The sequence below is a fragment of the Nocardiopsis xinjiangensis YIM 90004 genome (assembly GCF_000341145.1).
GTDB lineage: Bacteria > Actinomycetota > Actinomycetes > Streptosporangiales > Streptosporangiaceae > Nocardiopsis > Nocardiopsis xinjiangensis.
The window spans coordinates 253,090-274,097 of record NZ_ANBE01000007.1; the positions used below are offsets into that span (position 1 = coordinate 253,090).

The 21,008-nt window shown below is 71.4% G+C and carries 19 protein-coding genes and 1 riboswitch; of the genes, 6 read left to right on the forward strand and 13 right to left on the reverse strand.

Going from position 1 to position 21,008, the window contains the following annotated elements:
* Positions 1-35 precede the first annotated feature (35 nt).
* The 8 genes from D473_RS0105410 to D473_RS0105445 form a co-directional block, all read right to left on the reverse strand.
* Complete coding sequence (locus D473_RS0105410) at positions 36-608, reverse strand: nucleotidyltransferase family protein (protein WP_017608068.1); 573 nt, start codon at positions 606-608, stop codon at positions 36-38.
* 154 nt (positions 609-762) lie between these two features.
* Positions 763-1,947 (reverse strand): XdhC family protein, encoded by a 1,185-nt coding sequence (locus tag D473_RS0105415; RefSeq protein ID WP_017608069.1) that lies wholly within the window; start codon positions 1,945-1,947, stop codon positions 763-765.
* Positions 1,948-2,070: 123 nt separating this feature from the next.
* On the reverse strand, positions 2,071-2,529 hold the full coding sequence (locus D473_RS0105420) for a PH domain-containing protein (RefSeq protein WP_026126624.1): 459 nt from the start codon (positions 2,527-2,529) through the stop codon (positions 2,071-2,073).
* A gap of 69 nt (positions 2,530-2,598) precedes the next feature.
* Positions 2,599-3,072 (reverse strand): 6,7-dimethyl-8-ribityllumazine synthase, encoded by a 474-nt coding sequence (ribH, locus tag D473_RS0105425; protein ID WP_017608071.1) that lies wholly within the window; start codon positions 3,070-3,072, stop codon positions 2,599-2,601.
* Between the two features lie 28 nt (positions 3,073-3,100).
* Complete coding sequence (locus D473_RS0105430; RefSeq protein ID WP_017608072.1) at positions 3,101-4,390, reverse strand: bifunctional 3,4-dihydroxy-2-butanone-4-phosphate synthase/GTP cyclohydrolase II; 1,290 nt, start codon at positions 4,388-4,390, stop codon at positions 3,101-3,103.
* Positions 4,391-4,473: 83 nt separating this feature from the next.
* On the reverse strand, positions 4,474-5,106 hold the full coding sequence (locus D473_RS0105435) for a riboflavin synthase (RefSeq protein ID WP_026126625.1): 633 nt from the start codon (positions 5,104-5,106) through the stop codon (positions 4,474-4,476).
* A gap of 116 nt (positions 5,107-5,222) precedes the next feature.
* Positions 5,223-5,353: riboswitch (FMN riboswitch) on the reverse strand.
* 71 nt (positions 5,354-5,424) lie between these two features.
* Positions 5,425-6,489, reverse strand: a complete 1,065-nt coding sequence (locus D473_RS0105440) for a phosphatase PAP2 family protein (protein ID WP_241474709.1) — start codon at positions 6,487-6,489, stop codon at positions 5,425-5,427.
* Between the two features lie 176 nt (positions 6,490-6,665).
* On the reverse strand, positions 6,666-7,277 hold the full coding sequence (locus tag D473_RS0105445; protein WP_017608075.1) for a ribulose-phosphate 3-epimerase: 612 nt from the start codon (positions 7,275-7,277) through the stop codon (positions 6,666-6,668).
* A gap of 128 nt (positions 7,278-7,405) precedes the next feature.
* Here D473_RS0105445 and D473_RS0105450 point away from each other — a divergent pair, with 128 nt between their 5' ends.
* Complete coding sequence (locus D473_RS0105450; RefSeq protein ID WP_017608076.1) at positions 7,406-7,792, forward strand: hypothetical protein; 387 nt, start codon at positions 7,406-7,408, stop codon at positions 7,790-7,792.
* A gap of 37 nt (positions 7,793-7,829) precedes the next feature.
* Here the strand turns inward: D473_RS0105450 and D473_RS0105455 are convergent, their stop codons facing one another.
* Together D473_RS0105455 and fmt are read right to left on the reverse strand one after the other, a co-directional pair.
* Entirely contained in the window at positions 7,830-9,296 is a 1,467-nt protein-coding gene (locus D473_RS0105455) for an RsmB/NOP family class I SAM-dependent RNA methyltransferase (RefSeq protein WP_017608077.1), read from the reverse strand.
* Positions 9,297-9,369: 73 nt separating this feature from the next.
* The gene (gene fmt / locus D473_RS0105460) at positions 9,370-10,305 is read right to left on the reverse strand and encodes a methionyl-tRNA formyltransferase (protein WP_017608078.1); all 936 of its coding nucleotides are present in this window, start codon (positions 10,303-10,305) and stop codon (positions 9,370-9,372) included.
* Between the two features lie 361 nt (positions 10,306-10,666).
* On the opposite strand from fmt, the gene D473_RS0105465 reads away from it, so the two are divergent.
* On the forward strand, positions 10,667-12,871 hold the full coding sequence (locus D473_RS0105465; protein WP_017608079.1) for a primosomal protein N': 2,205 nt from the start codon (positions 10,667-10,669) through the stop codon (positions 12,869-12,871).
* Positions 12,872-13,095: 224 nt separating this feature from the next.
* On the opposite strand, the gene D473_RS0105470 is transcribed toward D473_RS0105465, so the two are convergent.
* Both D473_RS0105470 and D473_RS0105475 read right to left on the reverse strand, forming a co-directional pair.
* Positions 13,096-13,629 (reverse strand): DinB family protein, encoded by a 534-nt coding sequence (locus tag D473_RS0105470; RefSeq protein WP_017608080.1) that lies wholly within the window; start codon positions 13,627-13,629, stop codon positions 13,096-13,098.
* A gap of 38 nt (positions 13,630-13,667) precedes the next feature.
* Positions 13,668-14,354, reverse strand: a complete 687-nt coding sequence (locus D473_RS0105475; RefSeq protein WP_017608081.1) for an SAM-dependent methyltransferase — start codon at positions 14,352-14,354, stop codon at positions 13,668-13,670.
* 414 nt (positions 14,355-14,768) lie between these two features.
* Between D473_RS0105475 and D473_RS0105480 the strand changes: the two genes are divergently transcribed.
* From D473_RS0105480 to D473_RS0105495, 4 genes are all read left to right on the forward strand, one after another.
* A complete protein-coding gene (locus D473_RS0105480) occupies positions 14,769-15,143 on the forward strand; it encodes a DUF3870 domain-containing protein (protein ID WP_017608082.1) in 375 nt (124 codons plus the stop codon).
* A 96-nt stretch (positions 15,144-15,239) separates the two neighbouring features.
* A complete protein-coding gene (locus D473_RS24250; RefSeq protein ID WP_017608083.1) occupies positions 15,240-16,520 on the forward strand; it encodes a CaiB/BaiF CoA transferase family protein in 1,281 nt (426 codons plus the stop codon).
* A complete protein-coding gene (locus D473_RS0105490) occupies positions 16,513-17,703 on the forward strand; it encodes an acyl-CoA dehydrogenase family protein (RefSeq protein ID WP_017608084.1) in 1,191 nt (396 codons plus the stop codon). The genes D473_RS24250 and D473_RS0105490 overlap by 8 nt, the downstream gene beginning before the upstream one ends.
* A gap of 78 nt (positions 17,704-17,781) precedes the next feature.
* Positions 17,782-18,249: a nitroreductase/quinone reductase family protein gene (locus D473_RS0105495; protein ID WP_017608085.1), complete on the forward strand. Its 468-nt coding sequence runs from the start codon at positions 17,782-17,784 to the stop codon at positions 18,247-18,249.
* A 35-nt stretch (positions 18,250-18,284) separates the two neighbouring features.
* On the opposite strand, the gene D473_RS0105500 is transcribed toward D473_RS0105495, so the two are convergent.
* Complete coding sequence (locus tag D473_RS0105500; RefSeq protein ID WP_026126626.1) at positions 18,285-20,465, reverse strand: RelA/SpoT family protein; 2,181 nt, start codon at positions 20,463-20,465, stop codon at positions 18,285-18,287.
* Positions 20,466-21,008: the final 543 nt, after the last annotated feature.

Here is a 21,008-nt window from a genome sequence, read left to right on the forward strand (position 1 = left end):
CGACGAAGGCCACCCACTGGAACCGGCCCGACAGCTCAAGTTCCTTCGAGGATGCCGGTGAGCCGCTCGAGGTCCTCGGGGGTGTCGATGTCGTCGGGCCGGGACACGTCCTGGCACTCCACGGACGTGACCAGGTGCGAGTAGGTCCGCAGGAACGGCCGCGCCCCGACGTCGGCGACGGCGAGGGCGTAGACGGTCGACCAGTGCTCGCGTCCCAGCAGTACGGGGTTGCGCTGGTTGCCGCGGTAGGTGGCCACGGCGGCGCGGGCCCCCTGCTCCCGGGTCTCCAGGAGACGGCGTACCGCGTCGGGAGTGATCAACGGCTGGTCGGCCAGGGCGACGATGACGGCGTCGACGGTCGAGGGGAGGGCGTCCAGGCCGGCGCGCAGCGACGATCCCATGCCGCTGCTCCACTCGGGGTTGCGCACGGTGCTCACCCCGTCGATCTCGGCCTCGGCGGCCCCCAGCACCACCATGACGGGGGCGCACCCGCCCTCGCGCAGGGTCCGCGCGCCGCGGTCGACGAGGCGTTCGCCCCCGAACTCCACCAGTGCTTTGGGCCGACCCAACCGGCTTCCCGAGCCGGCCGCCAGGAGCAGTCCGGCCACCTGTCCCGCCCCGTGGGGCTGTCCGCCGTGCGCGTACCCAGTACCCATGGGCCGATCATGCCACGCGGGAGGGGAACTCATGGGGCGACTTGGACAGACTCGTCCGGTGCATTTGTCGTGTGAACGCTCTGCACCACTCCCACCAGTACAGACATCACCGGACCGTTTTCGGTTCGTCCTGGGAGCCGACCGAATCAGGCCGCAACAGGCCCGCGGGCTCGCTGTCCCGGTGGATGGGCCCCTCGGTCTCCCTCAGCGCCCGCCCGCTGCCGCCCCACCGGGTCTGGATGAGCTCCGCGGCGATGGACACGGCGGTCTCCTCCGGGGTCCGCGCCCCCAGATCCAGGCCGATCGGCGAGTGCAGACGCTCCAGCGCCCCCTCGCCCACGCCCGCCTCGCGCAGACGCTCCAACCGGTCCTCGTGCGTGCGCCGCGACCCCATGGCCCCGATGTAGCCGGCCCGCGTCCCCAACGCCGCCTTGAGCACGGGAACGTCGAACTTGGGGTCGTGGGTGAGCACACACACGACCGTGCGCTCGTCGATGTGCTCGGCGATCTCCTCCAGGTACACGTGCGGCCACTTCACGACGACCTCCTCGGCCGTGGGGAAACGCCGCGCGGTCGCGAAGACCGGGCGTGCGTCGCACACCGTGACGCGGTAACCGAGGTAGGATCCCAGGTCCGCGACGGCCGCAGCGAAATCGATCGCACCGAAGACCAGCATGCGGGGCGCGGGTGCGAAGGAGGCGACGAAGACCTCCATCTCGTCGCCGCGCCGCTGCCCGTCGGCCCCGTAGCGCAGCACCCCCGTGCTGCCCTGGGCGAGCATGCCGCGCGCGTCGTCGTCGAGCGCATCGGCCAGGCGGTCCCCGTCCGAGCCCAGGACGCCTTCGGCGTGGCCGGGCCAGACGACGCGCCTCAGCCCCACACGGTCGGCATCGGAGGGGTCGGAGACGACCGTGGCCACCGCGACCGGCTGGTGTTCTTCCATCGCGCCCAGGACCGAGCCGAGTTGGGGGAAGGAGGCCCGGCCCACGGGTTCGATGAACATGTGCAGCGTCCCGCCGCAGGTCAGTCCGACACTGAACGCGTCCTCGTCGCTGACCCCGTAGGTGCGGCGCACGGGGACCCCGGTGCGGATGACCTCGAGCGCCTCCTCGTAGACGGCACCTTCCACACACCCGCCGGAGACACTTCCGGTCACCTCACCGGAGGCGCTCACCAGCATGGACGCGCCCGGCCCTCTCGGCGCGCTCTTGGACGTGTCGATGACCGTGGCCAACGCGAACGTCTCTCCCGAGGTGTAGAGCTCGGACAGGGTCGTACGTACATCGCGCACGAGGCACCTCATTCCACATCAGTCAAGTGGTCCCTGGTACCAAGTTATGTGGCGCGGACAACACGGGGGAGCCCCCGTTCCATCAAGAACGGATGACTCCCCGTGCACGATGTTCGTCGATGTCTACGAACGGTCGGGTTCTTCGGCCTCTCCGCGGCGCAGCATCACCCGGAAGTCCTCCACGGCCTGCCGCGCGCTCTGGCCGTCGGTGCTCTGGACGCCCATGACCGGCAGGCTGGTGCCGTCGGAGAGGTCCACACACGGCCAGGGCTCTCCCTCGGGCATCTGGATGTCGAGGATCTCCTGCCAGGAGAGCACGTGGGTGCGGATGCCGTTGACGACCAGGACCCGGTTCTCCTCGGCGGTCAGACGGGGCCGGCCCAGCAGGTGCAGCCCGCCCGCGACGAGGACCCCGAACCCGACCAGCATCACCCGGTCCCAGGTGCGCCAGTCCATGGGCAGGACCACTGCCATGACGGCGAAGGTGACCACGATCAACAACCCGAGACCGTAGGCGACCATCCGCACCGTGCGCGGGCGCCACGTGTGCGGCACCTCGGGCGTGCTCACTGCCTCGTCCACCGGTTCTTCCTTCGGCCGCACCGACTGCTCCACTTCTCCTGTTCGCCCCCGGACCCGTCGTGTCCGGGCTCAGCGGCGCAGACCACGCAGGGACACAGCGGTCCCCAGCGCTGCCGCGGCCGCTTCCGCGCCCTTGTCCTCCACGCTGCCGGGGAGACCGGCGCGGTCCCGGGCTTGCTCAAGGGTGTCACAGGTGAGGACACCATTACCCACCGGGGTGGATTCGCGCAGGGCCACCTCGGTGAGTCCATGCGTGACCGACTGGCACACGTAGTCGAAATGCGGGGTGCCCCCGCGGATGACCGTCCCCAACGCGATGACGGCGTCGTGCTTGCGGGCCAGCTCCTGCGCGACCACGGGCATCTCGACGGCACCGGCCACGTGCACCACGACCGGCTCGGCCGCGCCCGAGTTCTTCACCACGCTCAATGCGTTGGCCAGCATGGGTTCGACGACCGGGGCGTTCCACTCGGTGGCCACGATGCCGACGGACAGGCCGGAGGCGTCGATGCCGTTGTGCTCTGGGCGTCCTTCGCCGCTCATGGGTCTCTCCTGTTGTTACGGGTGGGAACTACTGCGCGACGCCGGTCAGGTCGTGACCCATGCGGTCGCGCTTGGTGCGGAGGTAGGCGACATTGTCGTCGGTGACGAAAGTGGGCATGGGAACGCGCTCGCGCACGGTGACACCGTGGCGTTCCAGGGCCTCGGACTTGTCGGGGTTGTTGGTGAGCAGACGCACCGAGGAGATCCCCAGGTCCTGGAGGATCTCGGCACCGGCCCCGAACTCGCGGGCGTCGGCGGGCAGACCCAGGCGCAGGTTCGCGTCGACGGTGTCGGCACCGGCGTCCTGGAGGCTGTAGGCACGCAGTTTGTGCAGCAGGCCGATACCGCGCCCCTCGTGCCCGCCGAGGTAGACGACGGCGCCGCGCCCCTGGGCGGCGATCTCGACCATGGCCGCCTCGAGCTGGGCGCCGCAGTCGCAGCGGTGGGATCCGAAGGCGTCACCGGTCAGGCACTCCGAGTGCAAGCGGACGGTGACGTCGGTACCCTCGCCGATCTCTCCCATGACCAGGGCCACGTGTTCGGCACCGTCGGCCGCGCCGGTGTAACCCACCGCGCGCCACTCGCCGTGCTGGTTGGGCAGGCGGGTCTCGACGGTGCGGGTGATCAGGGGCGGGTCGGCCTGTTCCTCGGTGAGCCGCTCCCCCAGGGCCTCGCGGTGGGCGGCCAGCTGTTCGACGGAGACGAGGGTGAGTCCGTGCTCGTCGGCGAACCCGCGCAGGCGCGGCAGGCGGGCCATGGTTCCGTCGTCGTTGACGACCTCGGCGAGCACACCGGCGGGGCGCAGTCCGGCCAGGCGGGCGAAATCGACGGAGGCCTCGGTGTGGCCGCGGCGGGCCAGGACACCGCCCGGGCGGGCGCGCAGCGGCAGGATGTGGCCGGGGCGCACGAAGTCGGCGGGGTCGCTGCCGGCGCCGGCGAGCAGGTTGACCGTGTGCGCGCGGTCGGCGGCGGAGATCCCGGTGGTCACGTTCTCCCGCGCGTCGACGGTGACCGTGTAGGCGGTGCGCAGGCTCTCCTCGTTGCGGGCCGTCATCAGCGGCAGGTCGAGGCGGTCCAGGTCCGCGCCCTCCATGGGCACGCAGACCACACCCGAGGTGTACCGGATCATGAACGCGAGCAGCTCGGGGGTGGCCAGTTCGGCGGAGAAGACGATGTCGCCCTCGTTCTCCCGGTCCTCGTCGTCGACCACCACGATGGCCCGTCCGGCGGCGAAGTCGGCGATGGCGTCCTCGATGCGGTCGAGGACGACGTTCGGCTCGGAGTCGTCGGCGGCCGGGGTGGTGTCGGTGACGGTCATACCCGCTCCCTGAAAGTCCGTGGTCTGTGGATGGTGAGTGACGGGTGGCGGCCACAGGCGGCGCCCCCGCGGTGAACTGTGGGTCAGGCGCCCGCGCGGGCGGTGGTGACGGCGGTGATGCGCTCGACGTACTTGGCGACGACGTCGACCTCGATGTTGACGACGGTGCCGGTCCCGGCCGCGCCCAGGATGGTGGCCTCCAGAGTGGCGGGGATCAGGCTGACCTCGAAGAACTCTTCGTCGGCGCCGGGAGCGCTGACGGCGGAGACGGTGAGGCTGGTGCCGTCCACCGACACCGAACCCTTCTCGACCACGTACGGGGAGAGCTGCGGCGGCAGGCCGAATCGCAGGACGTCCCACTTCTCACCGGGGTTCCGGCTCAGCAGGCGGGAGGTGCCGTCGACGTGGCCCTGGACGATGTGCCCGCCCAACCGGCTGTCGGCGCGGGTTGCGCGCTCGAGGTTGACGCGGGATCCGGGGGTGAGGGAACCGAGGGAGGAGCGCTCCAGGGACTCCTTCATGACGTCGGCGGTGAAGGTGTGCCCGTCGAGGCCGACGACGGTCAGGCAGACGCCGTTGACCGAGATGGAGTCGCCGTGGGAGGCGTCGGAGGAGGCCAGGGGGCCGCGCACCGTGAGGAGGGCGGCCTCACCCGTGGAGCCGGCGGGCTCGATGGAGAGGACCTCGCCGATTTCTTCGATGATTCCGGTGAACACGTCCGGCATCCCTTCACCTCGACGGGCTCCGGGGACGGACGTGGAAGGGGTCTTCCACCGCAAAGCGGGCGTGTACACCGTGGCGCCGGAGATTCGGCGCGATGCCATACCCGCCCACGCGCGCTGCCTCCCATCCGGACTCTCACCGTCGGTACCGGAATTCCACCGGTTCAACCGGCCGATGGCTTCGGCCGGGTCGCGGACTGTCACCGCCGGTTCGGACTTGCACCGACCCCGGAGCACGCGTAAACGACTTGTGTCTTCGTGTCCGGATCCTATCCTCTGCGGCTCGCGGGCGCATAGCCGAGGTGTCGGACATCACACACGAGGGCCACGGTCGGACCCGTCCGCCTCGTCCGGATCCGTTTCCGGTGCGGCGTCGGGGTGTGGGGCCAGTCCCCCGTTCAGGAACATGCGCGGGGCGGCGTAGGTCGCCCAGAAGGCGATGGCGGCGTAGAGCAGGTAGGTGGGCGCCGCCTCGGCCAGTCCGGAGAGCTCACGCAGGAAGACGTCGGCGACGATCTGCACGACCAGCACCACCGAGATCCCCAGCACGAACCGGGCCGCGCGCTGGGTGAGGGTGCCGCGCGCGCTGTACCAGCCCCGTTCGGCCAGCAGGGTCAGTCCGACCAGGCCGCCGAAGAGCGCGCCCGAGACCAGGAAGAGCCCGGTCAGGCTGTCGCCGACCGGGTCCTGGGGCACGCGCCCGACGACGTCGGTCTCGGGGGCGCTCCAGGGGCCGCGCACCACCAGGGTCCAGAAGGCCGCGACCGCACACGGCAGGAGGGAACCGGCCAGTGCGTAGGCCGCCGCGGCCCGGATGCCCAGCGCACGCCACCAGCGCAGCACCGGGCGTTCCCAACGCAGGAAGGCCCGGAGGAGGGCCACCCCCAGGAGCACGCCGACGACGACGTCGCTGAAGAAGTGCAGCCCCAGGTAGATGCGGGAGAAACAGATGAGTGCGATGAGCCCCACCGCGCCCCAGAACCAGGCGCGGCGGCCCGAGACGATCCCGAGGTAGCCGTACAGGACCGTGGAGCCCTGTGCGTGGCCCGAGGGCATCCCGAACGTGGTCTCATCGGCGTGGCCCACGACCAGCCCCGAGTGCCAGTACGGGCGTGCGCCGTACAGGAGTGCCTTGAGCAGCGAGTTGACCACGCCCGAGGCCAGCACCAGCACGAACAGGCGCGCGCCGGTGCGGGCGTGCACGCTCCAGAAGACCAGGGCCAGCACCGCGACGACCACGGTGTGCGACCCCAGTTCGGTGACGGCCAGCAGCGGAAGGGAGAGCCACTCGCCCAGTTTCTGCAGCCACTGGATGGCGTCGGCCTCGGCGCCCCACACCGCGTCCATGGCGAGAGGGCCGGTCGTCCAAGCGTTCAAACCGCACTCCACGGGTCCGCGCCTGGTTACGCACTCACGCCGCGCCGCTCCCCCGGGCGCCGAGACGCAGGGGAAGACGGAGCCGCGACCAAGCGAAAATCAACGACTACCGGGCGGTAGCCTAAGGCGCGCGTCGCCTGTGTGACCAGCCGCACAGGGCAGCCGCACAAGGATCGTTATCCGCGCCCGCTCGCCGAGGCCGCCTGCGCGCGCAGGGAATCGACCGCCCCGGCCGGGTCCTGGGCACCGTAGACCGCCGATCCGGCCACGAACACGTCGGCGCCGGCCTCGGCAGCACGTTCGATGGTCTCGCTGCTGACCCCGCCGTCGACCTGCAGCCACACCGAGGCCTCACGGCTGTCGAGGAGCTCGNCGACCGTCATGAGCAGGAGCATGTCCATCTCACCCACGAGGTCGGCGTAGGGCTCCACGGGCTCGACGGGGTTGAGCGCCAGGCCGGCCCGGGCACCCTGCTTGCGGATCTCGCGCAGGGTGCGCACCGGGGCGTCGGCGGCCTTGGCGTGGACAGTGACGCTGCCCGCTCCCGCTTCGGCATACCCCGGGGCCCACGTGTCGGGGTCCTCGATCATCAGGTGGCAGTCCAAGGGTGTGTCCGCCGCCCTGACCAGGGACTCCACGATCGGAAGGCCGAGCGTGAGGTTGGGGACGAAGTGGTTGTCCATCACGTCCACGTGCAGCCAGTCCGCGTTCGGGGATACCGCCGCCGCCTCATCGGCCAGATGGGCGAAATCGGCGTTGAGAATGCTGGGAGAGATCTGAATTGCCACGTCAGCGAGTGTAGCGAGGACACGGTCCGCAGGGCCCGCTCGGGTGTGGCCAGCTCCCGCCGCGGGCAGAGCCCCCATGATCGGACCCGCCCGGCCGTTCGCCGGGCCCCACGCTGAGGAGGGCGACGTTGCTCGACCGGGACGAACTACAGGACTTCCTCGACACCTACGGACGAGAACTGGTCTCGGGCGACCTCGACCGGGTCGCGGCGCGTTACACCTATCCGGTGTGTGTGGTCGGAGAGGAAGCCACCCTCGCCCTGTCCGCCCCGGGCGAGTTGAAGGCGACCCTGGGCGGGGCGGCCCGGCGCTATCAGGAGCGGGGCGTGGCCGAGCTGGTGCTGGAGCTGCGCGGCGTGGAGGAACTCACCGAGCACCTGGTGTGGGTGGACGTACGGCGGGCCGCCCGCGCCTCCGACGGCAAGGAGATCCTCGTCGAGGGCCGGCGCTACCTGCTGCGGGTGGCAGGCGGTTCGTGCATGATCTGCGTGGTCGTCCCCACCGGCCCCGCCTGACCCTTCCCGGCCGGATGCGCGTACGGGGCGGCCCGGATCACTGCTCCTCGCGCCGCAGCAAGGCCAGGAACATGGCGTCGGTGCCGTGCACGTGCGGCCAGAACTGGGCGTACATGCCGTCCGGGCCGGCGGCCAGGTCGGGCACTTCGTCCAAGAAGTCGGCGGCGCGCAACAGCGTGAGGTCGCCGCGCTCCGCCAGCACACCCCGCACGACCGCGTCGGTCTCGTCCAGGTGCGGCGAGCACGTCACGTAGGCGATGACCCCGCCGGGGCGGACGGCCTCGGCAGCGCTGGCGAGCAGGTCGTGCTGGAGCGGTGCCAGCTCCTTCGCGCTCGCCTCGGTGCGGCGCCAACGCGACTCGGGGCGGCGGCGCAGCGCTCCCAGACCCGTGCAAGGGGCATCGACCAGCACCCGGTCGAAGGCGCCCGGACGCCACGCGGGCGCCGTACCGTCCGCGGCCACCACACGGCCGGCGTCACGCGGGGCCCGGTGCACTGCGGTGGCGACCAGTCCGGCCCGTGCGGGCTGGAGCTCGGCGGCCAACAGGCGGGCCTCCCGGCGCCCGGCCAGGGATGCGAGCAGTCCGGCCTTGCCGCCCGGGCCCGCGCACATGTCGAGCCAGCGGGTGTCCTGTCCGTGGGGATCGACCCGGGACAACGCCAGAGCCACCAGCTGGCTGGCCTCGTCCTGGACGGCGGCCCGGTTCTGGCGCACTTCCCGGATCGCGGCCGGGTCCCCCTCGTTGAGGTGGGCCGCGAAGGGTGAGTAGGTGCCCGCCTCCGCGCCCGAGGCGGTCAGGTCGGCGACGGTGGAGCGGCCCGGTTTGGCCACCAGGGTCACGCGGGGACGCTCGTTGTGCGCGCGCAGCAGCCGTTCGGTCTCGGGCAGTCCGCCGCCGGAACGCTCCCCCAGGGCCCGGGCGAGCTCCTTGACGATCCAGCGCGGATGGCTGTGCACCACCGACAGGTACCCGCTGGGATCGCGCTCGCGCTCGGGCGCCACGACGGCGGTCCACTCCTCCAGGTTCCGCGCACCGACCCGTCGCAGCACGGCGTTGACGAAGCGGGAGCGGTGGTGTCCCACGACCTTGCGGGCCAGGTCGACGGTCGCGCTGACGGCGGCGTGCGACGGGATCTTCGTGGACAGCAGCTGGTGGGCGCCCAACCGCAGCAGGGGCAGCACCTCGGTGTCCACCGAGGCCAGCGTGCGGTCCACGCAAGCCTCCAGTGCCGCGTCGTAGGTTCCCTGCAGGCGCAGGGTGCCGTAGGTGAGTTCGGTGGCGAGCGCGGCGTCGCGTCCGCTGATACCTCGCTCGTTGAGCAGTGCCGGCAGCAGCAGGTTGGCGTAGGCGTCGCGCTGGTCGACGGCCCGCAGCACGTCGTAGGCGACCCTGCGCGCGGGGTCACGGGGCCCGGGCGGCCCGGAACCGTTCTGCGCGCCACCCTTCGCGGGCTTCTTCCCCTTGCGGGGACGGCGGTTCTGGGAACGGTGCTGCTCGCTCAACGTGGGTTCTGCCTCAACGAATCCGGGGACGTGTCGCGCGGCCGGGCGCCGCCGGGTCCGAGCCTACGGCAGCTCAGCGGCCCAGGCGGTCGTCTTCGGTGGGACGCACACCACGCGCCCAGTCGACCGCGCCCATGGCCTTCTTGCCCTGGGGCTGGACCTGACCGAGTTCGACGGGGTGGGTGCTGGTCCCGGCGAGCACGCGCTTCTTCTCCACGTGCATCTGCCCGGGCTCGAGAGCAGGGGTGTCGGCGTCGGTGACGGGCCGCACGGGGCCGATCTTGAGGCGGCTCCCGCGGAAGGGGGTCCAGGCTCCGGGTGCGGGGGTGCAGGCACGCACCACCCGGTCCACACGCCGGGCGGGGACGGTGAAGTCGAGTTCGGCGTCCAGGGGGGTGAGCTTGGCGGCGTAGGAGACGTCGGCCTCGGGCTGGGGCACCGCTTCGAGGACGCCGGCCTCGATGCCGTCGAGGGTGCGCACGAGGAGGTCGGCGCCGGAGACGGAAAGACGCTCCAGGAGGTCACCGCTGGTGTCGGTGGGGCGGACGGTCTCGGCGAGGGTGCCAAAGACCGGGCCCGCGTCCAGTTCCTCGACGATCCGGAACGTCGAGGCGCCCGTGACGTCGTCGCCGTGCAGCAGCGCGTGCTGCACGGGGGCAGCGCCGCGCCAGGCCGGGAGCAAGGAGAAGTGGAGGTTGACCCACCCGTGCCGGGGGATGTCCAGTGCGGCCTGGGGCAGGAGGGCGCCGTAGGCCACGACGGGGCAGCAGTCCGGTGCGATCTCGGCCAGACGGGCCAGGAACTCCGGGTCGCGGGCCTTGGCCGGTTTGAGGACCTCGATGCCCTCGGCCTCGGCGACCTCGGCAACGGGGTTGGCGGAGACCTTGCGTCCGCGTCCGGCGCGGGCGTCGGGGCGGGTGACCACGGCGGCGACCTCGTGGTCGGAGGTGAGGAGCGCCCGCAGTGACGGTACGGCCACCTCGGGTGTTCCGGCAAAGACGAGCTTCATGTGTGGTGTCCCCTCCACCCGCGTCCTGGTCTGTCGGTGTCCCAGTTCTATCAGCGGGGTCGGGGGCAACGCTGTTCTCGGGCCCGGAACGGGGACTGTCGGCGATCCGAGGGCCGGCGCGTCGGCGCAGGCCCCTGTGTGCAGGGGCGGAGGCCCTTCCTGTGGCGGTGGTACGTTGAGTGCTGTCCGTGAGAGTCACGCGGACTCACGCGCGGGTGGGGATCCGCGCCGACCCGTGGAGACCCCGTGCTCGCCCGGCCCAGGAAGCAGCCACGACCGTCAGGTGCGGCGCCCACCCGGCCGGAGGGTCGGACCGGGTCCCGGTTCCGGCCACGGGAGGCACTCGAGGACCGGAGGTGACATGGCAACGCGCCCCGATCCGTCCGAGGCCCTCTTCGCTCTTCCCGAACCCGTCGACCCCCCCGCAGCGGGCACGAAGGCGCGTACGGCCAAGCGGCCCAAGGCCAAACGCCCTGCCGATCACCTCCCGGTCGCACGAGTGGTCGTGGACACCCCGCTCCCCCACCTGGACCGGCCCTTCGACTACCGGGTGCCCGCGAGCATGGACGAGAAGGCCGTGCCCGGGTGCAGGGTGCGGGTCTACTTCAACAACCGGAAACTGGACGGGTTCCTGGTGGAGCGGGTGGAGCAGTCGGAGTTCCCCGGACAGCTGCGCTACCTCGACTCGGTGGTCTCACCCGAGCCGGTGCTGGCCCCACAGATCCTCGACCTGGCGCGGGCAGTGGCCGAGCGGTACGCGGGCACGCTCAACGACGTGCTGCGGCTGGCCGTACCCCCGCGGCACGGCCGTGTGGAGAAGGAGACCGCGGCGGCCGAGGAGGGGGCCGTGAGGGGCCCGGAGGCGGCGGACCCGCGGGCCGCGGCCGCCCCCACCGGCGAGAGCGCCGAGCACCCCCCGGTGCCGCCGGAGGCCCACGCTCCCCAGCCCGGCCCTCAGGACACCGGGGTGCCGGGAGCCACGGAGGCGCCACCGGTCCTTCCGGGCCCGTGGGCGAACTACCCCGAGGGCCCTTCGTTCCTCCGGGCACTGCGCGAGGGCCGGCCCGCCCGCGCGGTGTGGAACGCCCTGCCCGGCCAGGACTGGGCACACTCCGTCGCCGTGGCCGCCGGCGCCACCGAGGCAGCCGGGCGCGGCACTGTCGTGGCCGTACCCGACGGGCGCGACGTGGCCGCCGTCGACGCCGCCCTCACCGAGGAACTGGGCGAGGGACGGCACGTGGCACTGACCGCCGGCCTGGGCCCGGCCGAGCGTTACCGGCGCTGGTTGAAGGTGCTGCGCGGTCAGGTTCGCGTGGTCGTGGGTACACGCGGGGTGGTCTTCGCGCCCGTGTACGACCTGGGCCTGGTCGTGCTGTGGGACGACGGCGACGACGTGCACGCCGACCAGCACGCCCCCTACCCGCACGCCCGCACGGTGTTGGCGATGCGCGCACACCGCGAGGGCGCGGGTGCGCTCATCGGCGGGTACACGCGCACCACGGACGCGCAGCTGCTGGTGGAGGCGGGTTGGGCACACCCGTTGGTGGCCGACCGCGGCACGCTCCGGCAGTACGCGCCCGTCGTCAAGGCGGCCGGGGACGACCGGGAACTGGCCCGCGACGAGGCGGCCCGGTCGGCGCGGATGCCGAGCCTGGCGCTGCGCACGGCCCGGGAAGCGGCCCGTACCGGTCCCGTCCTGTTCCAGGTCCCGCGCCGGGGCTACCTCAACACCTTGGCCTGTGCGAGCTGTCGGGAACCGGCCCGGTGCGACCAGTGCCGCGGACCGTTGGCGGTGCGGGGCTCGCACGCGATGCCTTCGTGCGGGTGGTGCGGTCGGGTGTCGGGCGGTTGGGCCTGCCCGGAGTGTGCAGGCACACGCATGCGCGCGGTGGTGGTGGGTGCGCGCCGCACTGCCGAGGAACTGGGCCGCGCTTTCCCGTCCTTGACGGTGCGTACCTCGGGACGCGACGAGGTCCTCGGGCGTGTCCCGGACCGGCCCTGCATCGTGGTGGCCACGCCGGGCGCCGAACCGGTGGCCGAGCAGGGCTACGCGGCGGCGGTCCTGCTGGACGGGTGGGCGCTGCTGAACCGCATGGACCTGCGCGCGTCGGAGGAGGCGCTGCGGCGGTGGTTGAACGCCGCCGCCCTGGTGCGTGCCGAGGGCGCGGTCGTGGTCTCGGCGGACGCGGGGATGCCGGCCGTGCAGTCGTTGGTGCGCTGGGACCCGGGCGGGTACGCCGAGCGGGAGCTGGCCGAGCGGCAGGAGCTGGGTTTTCCGCCCGCCGTGTCGATGGCCTCGGTCACCGGCGGCCCGGAGCACGTGCGCGAACTGCTCGACCAGGTGGAGCTGCCCCCGGAAGCAGACCTGTTGGGGCCGGTCCCGGTGGAACAGCCCGGCCCGGACGGCACCGGCGAGGGCCGGGCGTCGGAGCGTGCCCTGCTGCGGGTGCCGCGCAACCGGATCGGCGCGCTCACGCATGCGTTGAAGGTCGCCGCGGCAGCACGCAGTGCCCGTGGGGACGAGTACCTCGCCCAGGTCCGGGTGGATCCGCTCCACGTGATCTGACCCGTCCGCGGACCGGGCCACGCGCTCCCGTCGCGCTGCGCACACACGGCACACGCGCCCGAGGTTCCACGGGGGGAGCCTCCCACGCACGTGCCCGGCTCCCCGGCATCTGTGCCCGGCACGCTCCCGAGGCCCACACGGGCAGGCCCCGTCCGTGCACGGGGACGTTCCCGGAACGGTGTGGACGCCGCGTCAGCGCGCGGGGACCGCTCGCAGGAGGGCTCTCAGGCGCGGGCGCGGTAGAGGTCGCGCAGGAGCGAGACCTCCGCGCCGTGGTGGATCAGTTCGCGCTGCAGGTGGAGCACGAGCACCACCAGCGGCAGGTCCTCCCACTGGGTGGACTCGGCCGCGCTCAGGGGTGCGGCGAAGTCGTCCTCGCCCAGCTCGTGCATGTGCTCGCTCCAGGTGTGGAACGCCATGCGCAGGCGCTGCTTGGCCTCGTCGGCGCCGCTGGGCCAATCGACGGTCTCCCGGCTGAGGGTGCGGTCCCCGAAGTACCAGTTGATGCGGGTCTCGAGCACGTCCACGACGATGTGGCCCAGCCGCCAGGCGATGGTGGTGACGGGGGGCGGCTCGGGCTCGGGGACCGCGCTGTCGGGTGCGTGCCGGCCGTCGGGCAGACGGCGCACGGTCCAGGCGCCGGGTGCTGGTTCCCAGTAGAACTCGGTGTCGGTGAGGCCCTCCAGGCGGGACCACAGCGAGAAGTCCCAGTAGAACTCGCCCTGCGCCAGGATCTCGGCGGGCCAGTTCAGCGCCATCGGTGTTGCCATGCCCCTGCTCCCCCCGGGGGTGTTCGTCAGTTCCTGTTGGTGCGCCCGAGGCCCCCGAGCACTCCGGTGCCCTCCATGGCCACGTCCTCGTCCGGGTAGGGCCACCATCGCAGATCGGCCAGGCCCGGCTCGAGGGGGACGAAGGGGGCGAAGACGTTCTCGCCCGCACGTTCGGGTGCCTCCGTGGCCAGGGCCAGATAACCACCTCCGCGCAGGAGGGAGTGCAGCTGGGCGAGGCCGGACGGTGGAACGCCCCCGCTGAAGGGGCGGGTCATGAGAACAGCGACGGGCTCGCCGAAGTCGACGAGCCCGCAGGTGGTGAGTCGGCGCAGGGGGGCGTCGGCGTTCTCGGATCCGCCGGAGAGGACGGGGGTGTCCGGGGAAGAGAGCATCCCGACGGTGCCATGGGGGGCGACGTGCACGACGGTGTTGTCGGGGTGGGCGTGGCGTATGCGCTCGGCGGTACCGGGGACCGGACAGCCCCAGTCGATGAACTGGCGTACCCCGCGGTCGGTGCTGAGGTAGTCGATGACCCGGCCGAGGAAGGCCTGGTGGGCGCGGGCGTCACGGGCGGGCGGCTGCGCGGGCGCGGTGTGCTGGCGGCGTCCGCCCAGGTGCACGACGTGTCCGCGGGAGGGTGGGACCCGGGACGAGGGCCCTTGGTCGTCGAGCACGGTCGCGGGCTGCACCTGGTGTTCTCGCGCGTAGGTCAATCTCGTCCCCCAGCCGGTTCGCTCGCGGGAGGCAGGTTCGAGTCCGCGGGACCGGTGGTCGGGCCCCGACGGCACCGCGCCATGCCATCAGGGCCCGATGCTACAGGTTGCCGACGTGATACCCAGCACACCGAACAACGAAATGTGACCTTCTGAGCCCTTTGTGATGACCTGCGGTATACGGATTTCCGGGATCGGGATCAAGGGCCTTCCGGGCCGAAGGTCCCCCCGGCCTGAGGTCCCCGGATTCGCGGCGCTCGGCTCCTGCTGCTTGACATGCTCCACCGCCGCTGCGCCATACTGAGACCCTTGCCTGCCCTCACGTCGCGGGTGTTCGGTCCCCCGGCCGCCCTCCAGACGCGAGACTCCAGTGCGACGGAGTTTTCGTGTGCCCGCGAACGAGAGGTAAACGTGTTGTACGGCGACGACCGTGTCCAGCAGCTCTTCCGCAACCCCCGTGTGGTCCTGGTGTCGGGGTATGCCCGGCTCCCCGACTCGGTGGCGAGCCATTCCCAGTACCAGCGCCTCGGCGTCATCCTCGCGGTGGACACGGCCGACGGGCGGATCATGGCCGCCGACACCACACTCCTGACCGACCTGGCCAAGGACTTCTTCCGGGCCCTGGTCGAGGGCGCCTCGGTCACCGAGGACATCGCCGAGCTCATCCAACGCGTGCAGACCCGGTACGCGGGCCAGTCGGGCGCCGCGCTCACCACGGCCCTGCGCCGTTGCCTGGAGACCTACTCCCAGCTCAAGAGCGATCACCAGCTCCCCGACGGCAGCGCCTGAGTGCCGCCGGGCCTTTCGAGGACCACCCCGCCGAAGGAAGGAACACATGCGTGCTCGCATCCGCCCCCGCCGCTGCACCGCCCCGGAGGTGACCCGATGAGCCCGACCGGCCCCGCCGCAGGTCCGTCCCCCTTGCCCCTGGAAGGGGTGCGGATCGCCGACCTGTCCCGCGTCCTGGCCGGCCCCTACGCGACGATGCTGTTGGCCGACATGGGCGCCGAGGTCGTCAAGGTCGAACAGCCCGGACGCGGCGACGACACCCGTTCCTGGGGGCCGCCGCACGCCGGCGGTGACGAGGACACCCCGGGGGAGGCCGCCTACTTCCTGTCGGTCAACCGCAACAAGCGCAGCCTGGCCGTGGATCTGAAGGACCCCGACGGTCTCGCGGCCGTCCAGGAACTCTGCTCCCGCTCGGACGTGGTCATCCAGAACTTCCGCCCGGGTGTGGCCGAACGGCTGGGTCTGGGGTACGAGAAGGTCTCCGGCACCAACCCCGCGGTCGTGTACTGCTCGGTGAGCGGGTTCGGTCCCGAGCACGAGCCGAGCACCCGCCCGGGCTTCGACATCGTCGTGCAGGCCGAGAGCGGACTCATGGCCACCACCGGGCCCGCGGAGGGGCCCGCGAGCAAGGTCGGGGTCGCCCTGACCGACGTGCTCACCGGACTCAACGCGGCCGTGGGGATCCTGGGCGCCCTCATGCGGGCCCGGGTCACCGGGCAGGGGGAGAACATCAGCGCCTCCCTCATCAACTCGACGCTGTCGGGTCTGGTCAACCTCACCCAGCAGGCCCTGGTCACCGGTGAGGAACCGCGCCGGGCCGGCAACGCGCACACCACGATCGTGCCGTACCAGACCTTCCCCACCGCCGATTCCGAGATCGTGGTGGCTGCCGGCAACGACGCCCTCTACCAACGTCTGTGTACAGCGCTGGACCGCCCCGACCTGGGCCGGGACCCCCGGTACGCCACCAACCCCGACCGTGTGGCCCACCGCGGGGAACTGGTCGCCGAACTGTCGGCGACCCTGGGTTCCCGGACCGCCGGCCACTGGATGGAGGTCCTGGTGGAGGCGGGCGTACCGGTGGGGCGTGTGCGCGGGGTCCTGGACGCCCTGCGCACCGGCCAGGCCCAGGGCGACGACCTGCTCCGGACCGTCGAGCACCCGACGGCGGGGCTCCTGGAACAGGTCCGGGCGGGCTTTCGCCTGGAAGGCTCCCCTGCCCCGCTGACCGCACCGCCGCTGCTGGGTCAGCACTCCCGTACCGTACTCACCGAACTGGGCCTGACCGAGGACCAGGTCGCGGCCATGGTCGAGCGCGGCGCCGCCCACCAGCCCGCCCCGGCCGGACACCACGAAGGGACACCGCACCATGAGTGAGAACCGCAAGCCCGCCGCCCCGGACCCGCACGACTTCCTCGACGTGGACGGCGGCCTGGAGGAGACCGAGCGCGACGTGCGCGACGCCGTCCGCGACTTCGCCCGCAAGGAACTGACCCCGCACGTGGCCGACTGGTTCGAGGCCGGCACCCTGCCCGACCCCCGCGGTCTGGCCAAGGCCTTCGGCGACCTGGGGGTGTTGGGCATGCACCTGGAGGGGTACGGCTGCGGCGGTTCCAGTGCGGTGGCCTACGGTCTGGCCTGCCGCGAGCTGGAGGCCGTGGACTCCGGTCTGCGCAGTTTCGTGTCGGTGCAGGGGTCGCTGGCCATGACCGCGATCCACAGATACGGGTCCGAGGAACAGAAGAACACATGGCTGCCGCGTATGGCCGCCGGCGACGCGATCGGCTGCTTCGGCCTCACAGAACCCGACTCCGGTTCCGACCCGGGATCGATGCGCACACGCGCGCGCAAGGACGGCCCGGACTGGATCCTCAACGGCACCAAGATGTGGATCACCAACGGCTCCGTGGCCGACGTGGCCGTGGTCTGGGCCGCCACCGAGGACGGCGTGCGCGGGTTCGTGGTGCCCACCGGCACCCCCGGGTTCAGCACCAACGTCATCCACAAGAAGCTGTCGCTGCGAGCCTCCATCACCTCCGAGCTGGTGCTGGAGGACGTGCGCCTGCCCGCCGACGCGCTGCTGCCGGCCTCACGCGGGTTGGGCGCGCCGCTGTCCTGCCTGAACGAGGCCCGATACGGGATCGTGTGGGGCGCGGCCGGGGCGGCCCGGGCCTGCTACGAGGCGGCCCTGGACTACACCTCGAACCGTGAGCAGTTCGGCAGACCGCTGGCGGGGTTCCAGCTGAGCCAGCGCAAGTTCGCCGACATGGTCGTGGACGTCAACCACGCCGCCATGACCTCCCTGCACCTGGGCCGGCTCAAGGATCAGGGGCGCGCCCACCACAACCACGTGAGCTTCGGCAAGTTCGCCAACGTGGCCGCCGCCCAGCGGGTGGCGAGCACCGCGCGCGGCCTGCACGGCGCCAACGGCATCACTCTGGAGTATCCGGTGATGCGGCACCTGGTGAACTTGGAGACGGTGGCCACCTACGAGGGCACCGAGGACATCCACGCGCTGAGCCTGGGACAGGCCGTGACAGGGATCTCCGCCTTCCGTTGACACGGGTCCGCCCCTCGGGTGCCGTCGCTCGGCGGCACCCGCCACAATGGAAGGCATCCGACCGAGGGAGTTGCCGACATGGGGAACGAACCGACGAAGCGGTTCGAGATGACACGGCTGTGGCGGACTGCCAACGCGGCCGTCAGCGGCTTCGTCAAGTACGGCGTGGGCCCGGACGAGCTGCATCTACTCACCACGCGCGGGCGCAGGTCGGGTTTCCTGCGCAGCGTCCCGCTCAGTGTCCTGGACAGCGAGCGTGGCCGCTTCCTGGTCTCGCCCTACGGTGAGACCGACTGGGTCCGGAATCTGCGCACCGACGGGTTCGCGACTCTGCGCCGGGGCGGCTGGATCGAGCTGGTCAGCGTGCGCGAGGTGGAGCTGCCAGAAGCGGCGCCGCTGCTGTGCGAGTACCTGGACCACCCGCGCTCGGTGGTCGTGGCCCCCTACTTCGAGGCCTCTCCCGGGGCTCCGGTGGAGTCGTTCGAGGCCGAGGCCGACCGCCACCCGGTCTTCCAGGTGGTGCGGTCCACGAGCATCCGGATCTGACCGGACGGCCAGGAGCCTCCGCCGAGCGGACCCGCTCAGTTGCGGACCCGGAAGACGTCGTAGACACCGTCGACCCCGCGCACCGAACGCAGGACACTGCCCAGGTGTGCGGGGTCGGCCATCTCGAAGGTGAAGCGGCTCTGGGCGACGCGGTCGCGGCTGGTCTGCACGGTCGCCGACAGGATGTTGACGTGCTGGTCCGAGAGCACCCGGGTGATGTCGGACAGCAGACGGGAACGGTCCAGCGCCTCCACGTGCAGTGCCACCAGGAACATGGAGTCCTCGGTGGGCGACCATGCCACCTCGACCTTGCGGGCATCCTCCAGGGTCTGGGCGTTGACACAGTTGGCCCGGTGTACCGAGACCCCGTTGCCACGGGTCACGAAACCGACGATGTCGTCACCGGGCACCGGCGTACAACACTTGGACAGGCGCGCCCACACGTCGGAATCGCCCTGGACGACGACCCCGGGGTTGCCGGTACGGCTCTGCGGGGCGCGTGCGGCCTTGGAGGGCAGGGCCTGTTCGGCGATGTCCTCCTCGTGGCTGTCGATGCCGCCCATGGCGTCCACGAGTTTGGAGACCACGCTCTGGGCGCTCACCTGGCGTTCGCCGACGGCCGCGTAGAGGGCCTCCACGTCCTGGTAGCGCAGGTCGTGGGCCAGGGCGATGATGGACTCTCCGCTGAACATGCGCTTGACGGGCAGCTCCTGCTTGCGCATGATCTTGGCGATCTCGTCCTTGCCCTGCTCGATCGCGGCCTCACGGCGTTCCTTGGTGAACCAGTGCCGGATCTTGTTGCGGGCGCGGGCGCTCTTGACGAAGTTGAGCCAGTCGCGGCTGGGACCGGAGCTGGGGTCCTTGGAGGTGAGGATCTCCACGGCCTCGCCGTTCTGGAGTTCGCTCTCCAGCGGCACGAGACGGCCGTTGATGCGGGCGCCGACGGTGCGGTGGCCGACCTCGGTGTGCACGGCGTAGGCGAAGTCGACGGCGGTGGCGCCCTGGGGCAGGGAGATGACGTCGCCCTGCGGGGTGAAGACGAAGACCTCCTGCACCGACAGGTCGAAGCGCAACGACTCCAGGAACTCGCCCGGGTCCTTGGTCTCCTGCTGCCAGTCGATGAGTTGGCGCAGCCACTGCATGTCGGTGGTGGCCTTGCCCTTGGGCTCGCCGCCCGAGCCCCGGTCCTCCTTGTACTTCCAGTGCGCGGCGATGCCGTACTCGGCGCGGCGGTGCATCGCGCGGGTACGGATCTGCAACTCCACCGGGTTGCCCGAAGGACCGATGACCGTCGTGTGCAACGACTGGTACATGTTGAACTTGGGCATGGCGATGTAGTCCTTGAACCGCCCGGGCACGGGGTTCCACCTGGCGTGGATGGTCCCCAGGGCCGCGTAGCAGTCACGGACGCTGTCCACCAGGACCCGCACGGCGATGAGGTCGTAGATCTCGTCGAAGCCGCAGTTGCGGGCGATCATCTTCTGGTAGATCGAGTAGTAGTGCTTGGGCCGTCCGCGCACGGTCGCCTTGAGCTTGGACTCGCGAAGGTCGGCCGAGACCGCCTCGATGACCTCCTGCAGGTACACGTCGCGGCGGGGGGCACGCTCGGAGACCATGCGGGCGATCTCGTCGAAGCGCTTGGGGTAGAGGGTGGCAAAGGCCAGGTCCTCCAACTCCCACTTGATGGTGTTCATGCCCAGCCGGTGGGCCAGCGGGGCGAAGATCTCGAGGGTCTCGCGGGCCTTCTTCTCTCGTTTGGCCCTCTTCGGCAGGTAGCGCAGCGTGCGCATGTTGTGCAGACGGTCGCACAGTTTGATGACGAGCACACGGATGTCGCGGGCCATGGCCACGACCATCTTGCGGACCGTCTCGGCCTGGGTGGCCTCGCCGTACTTGACCTTGTCGAGTTTGGTGACGCCGTCGACGAGTTCGGCGATCTCGTCGCCGAAGTCGGACCGCAGCTCCTCGAGTGAGTACTCGGTGTCCTCGACGGTGTCGTGCATCAGGGCGGCGGCCAGGGTGGCTTCCTGCATGCCCAGTTCGGCGAGGATGGTGGCGACCGCGAGCGGGTGCGTGATGTAGGGGTCACCGCTCTTGCGTTTCTGGTCGCGATGGTAGTGCGCGGCGACCTCGTAGGCGCGCTCGATGAGCCGCACGTCCACCTTGGGGTGGGTGGCACGAACGGTCTTGATCAGTGGTTCGAGCACCGGGTTCATCGTCACTCCCCGCTGGGCGCCGAGTCGAGCGAGTTTCCTGCGGACCCGCACGGTCGAGGGCGTCGTGGCCGGCGGCGTGGACCGGGAGGTCTCGCGCTCCGTACCGGATGCACCGGAGGGCGCCGCCTGATTCGCGGCGCCCTCCGGGCTCTGCTGTTCGTCTGTGGTCGGCACATGGGACCGGTCGGACCGGTCCTGGTGGTCGGCGGAGTCCTGACCCTCTCCCTGCTGCCCGCTCGCGGATACCGCCCCGGTCGAGGCCACTTCGCTCGGCATGCCTACCTCCCGCGGATCCGCCCGGTGGAAGCGCGGAGAGGTGTGTCCGCCGGCTCCCCCGGTGCACTTGCGTGTCATCAGGGCCAGTCGCTGACGTGACCGCCACGCTGTCTCCCCCACCAGTCTAGGGACCTTCGCGGTCTCTTCGGGCGGTCACCCGCGTGGCTCCGGACCGACCGTCGGGGCACCTGCCCAGCCACGTCGCCTGGGGTGGCCGTGCTACTGGTGCCGTCGGGTGTTGGCACAGATCAACGGTGACGGGACCCG

Excerpts from the sequence above, each read along its gene's own strand:
- D473_RS24250 (WP_017608083.1), top strand. The coding sequence starts at position 15,240 with ATGAGCCCGACCGGCCCCGCCGCAGGTCCGTCCCCCTTGCCCCTGGAA.
- D473_RS0105495 (WP_017608085.1), top strand. The coding sequence starts at position 17,782 with ATGGGGAACGAACCGACGAAGCGGTTCGAGATGACACGGCTGTGGCGG.
- D473_RS0105500 (WP_026126626.1), bottom strand. The coding sequence starts at position 20,465 with ATGAACCCGGTGCTCGAACCACTGATCAAGACCGTTCGTGCCACCCAC.
- D473_RS0105490 (WP_017608084.1), top strand. The coding sequence starts at position 16,513 with ATGAGTGAGAACCGCAAGCCCGCCGCCCCGGACCCGCACGACTTCCTC.
- D473_RS0105430 (WP_017608072.1), bottom strand. The coding sequence starts at position 4,390 with ATGACCGTCACCGACACCACCCCGGCCGCCGACGACTCCGAGCCGAAC.
- D473_RS0105470 (WP_017608080.1), bottom strand. The coding sequence starts at position 13,629 with ATGGCGCTGAACTGGCCCGCCGAGATCCTGGCGCAGGGCGAGTTCTAC.
- fmt (WP_017608078.1), bottom strand. The coding sequence starts at position 10,305 with ATGAAGCTCGTCTTTGCCGGAACACCCGAGGTGGCCGTACCGTCACTG.
- D473_RS0105465 (WP_017608079.1), top strand. The coding sequence starts at position 10,667 with ATGGCAACGCGCCCCGATCCGTCCGAGGCCCTCTTCGCTCTTCCCGAA.
- ribH (WP_017608071.1), bottom strand. The coding sequence starts at position 3,072 with ATGAGCGGCGAAGGACGCCCAGAGCACAACGGCATCGACGCCTCCGGC.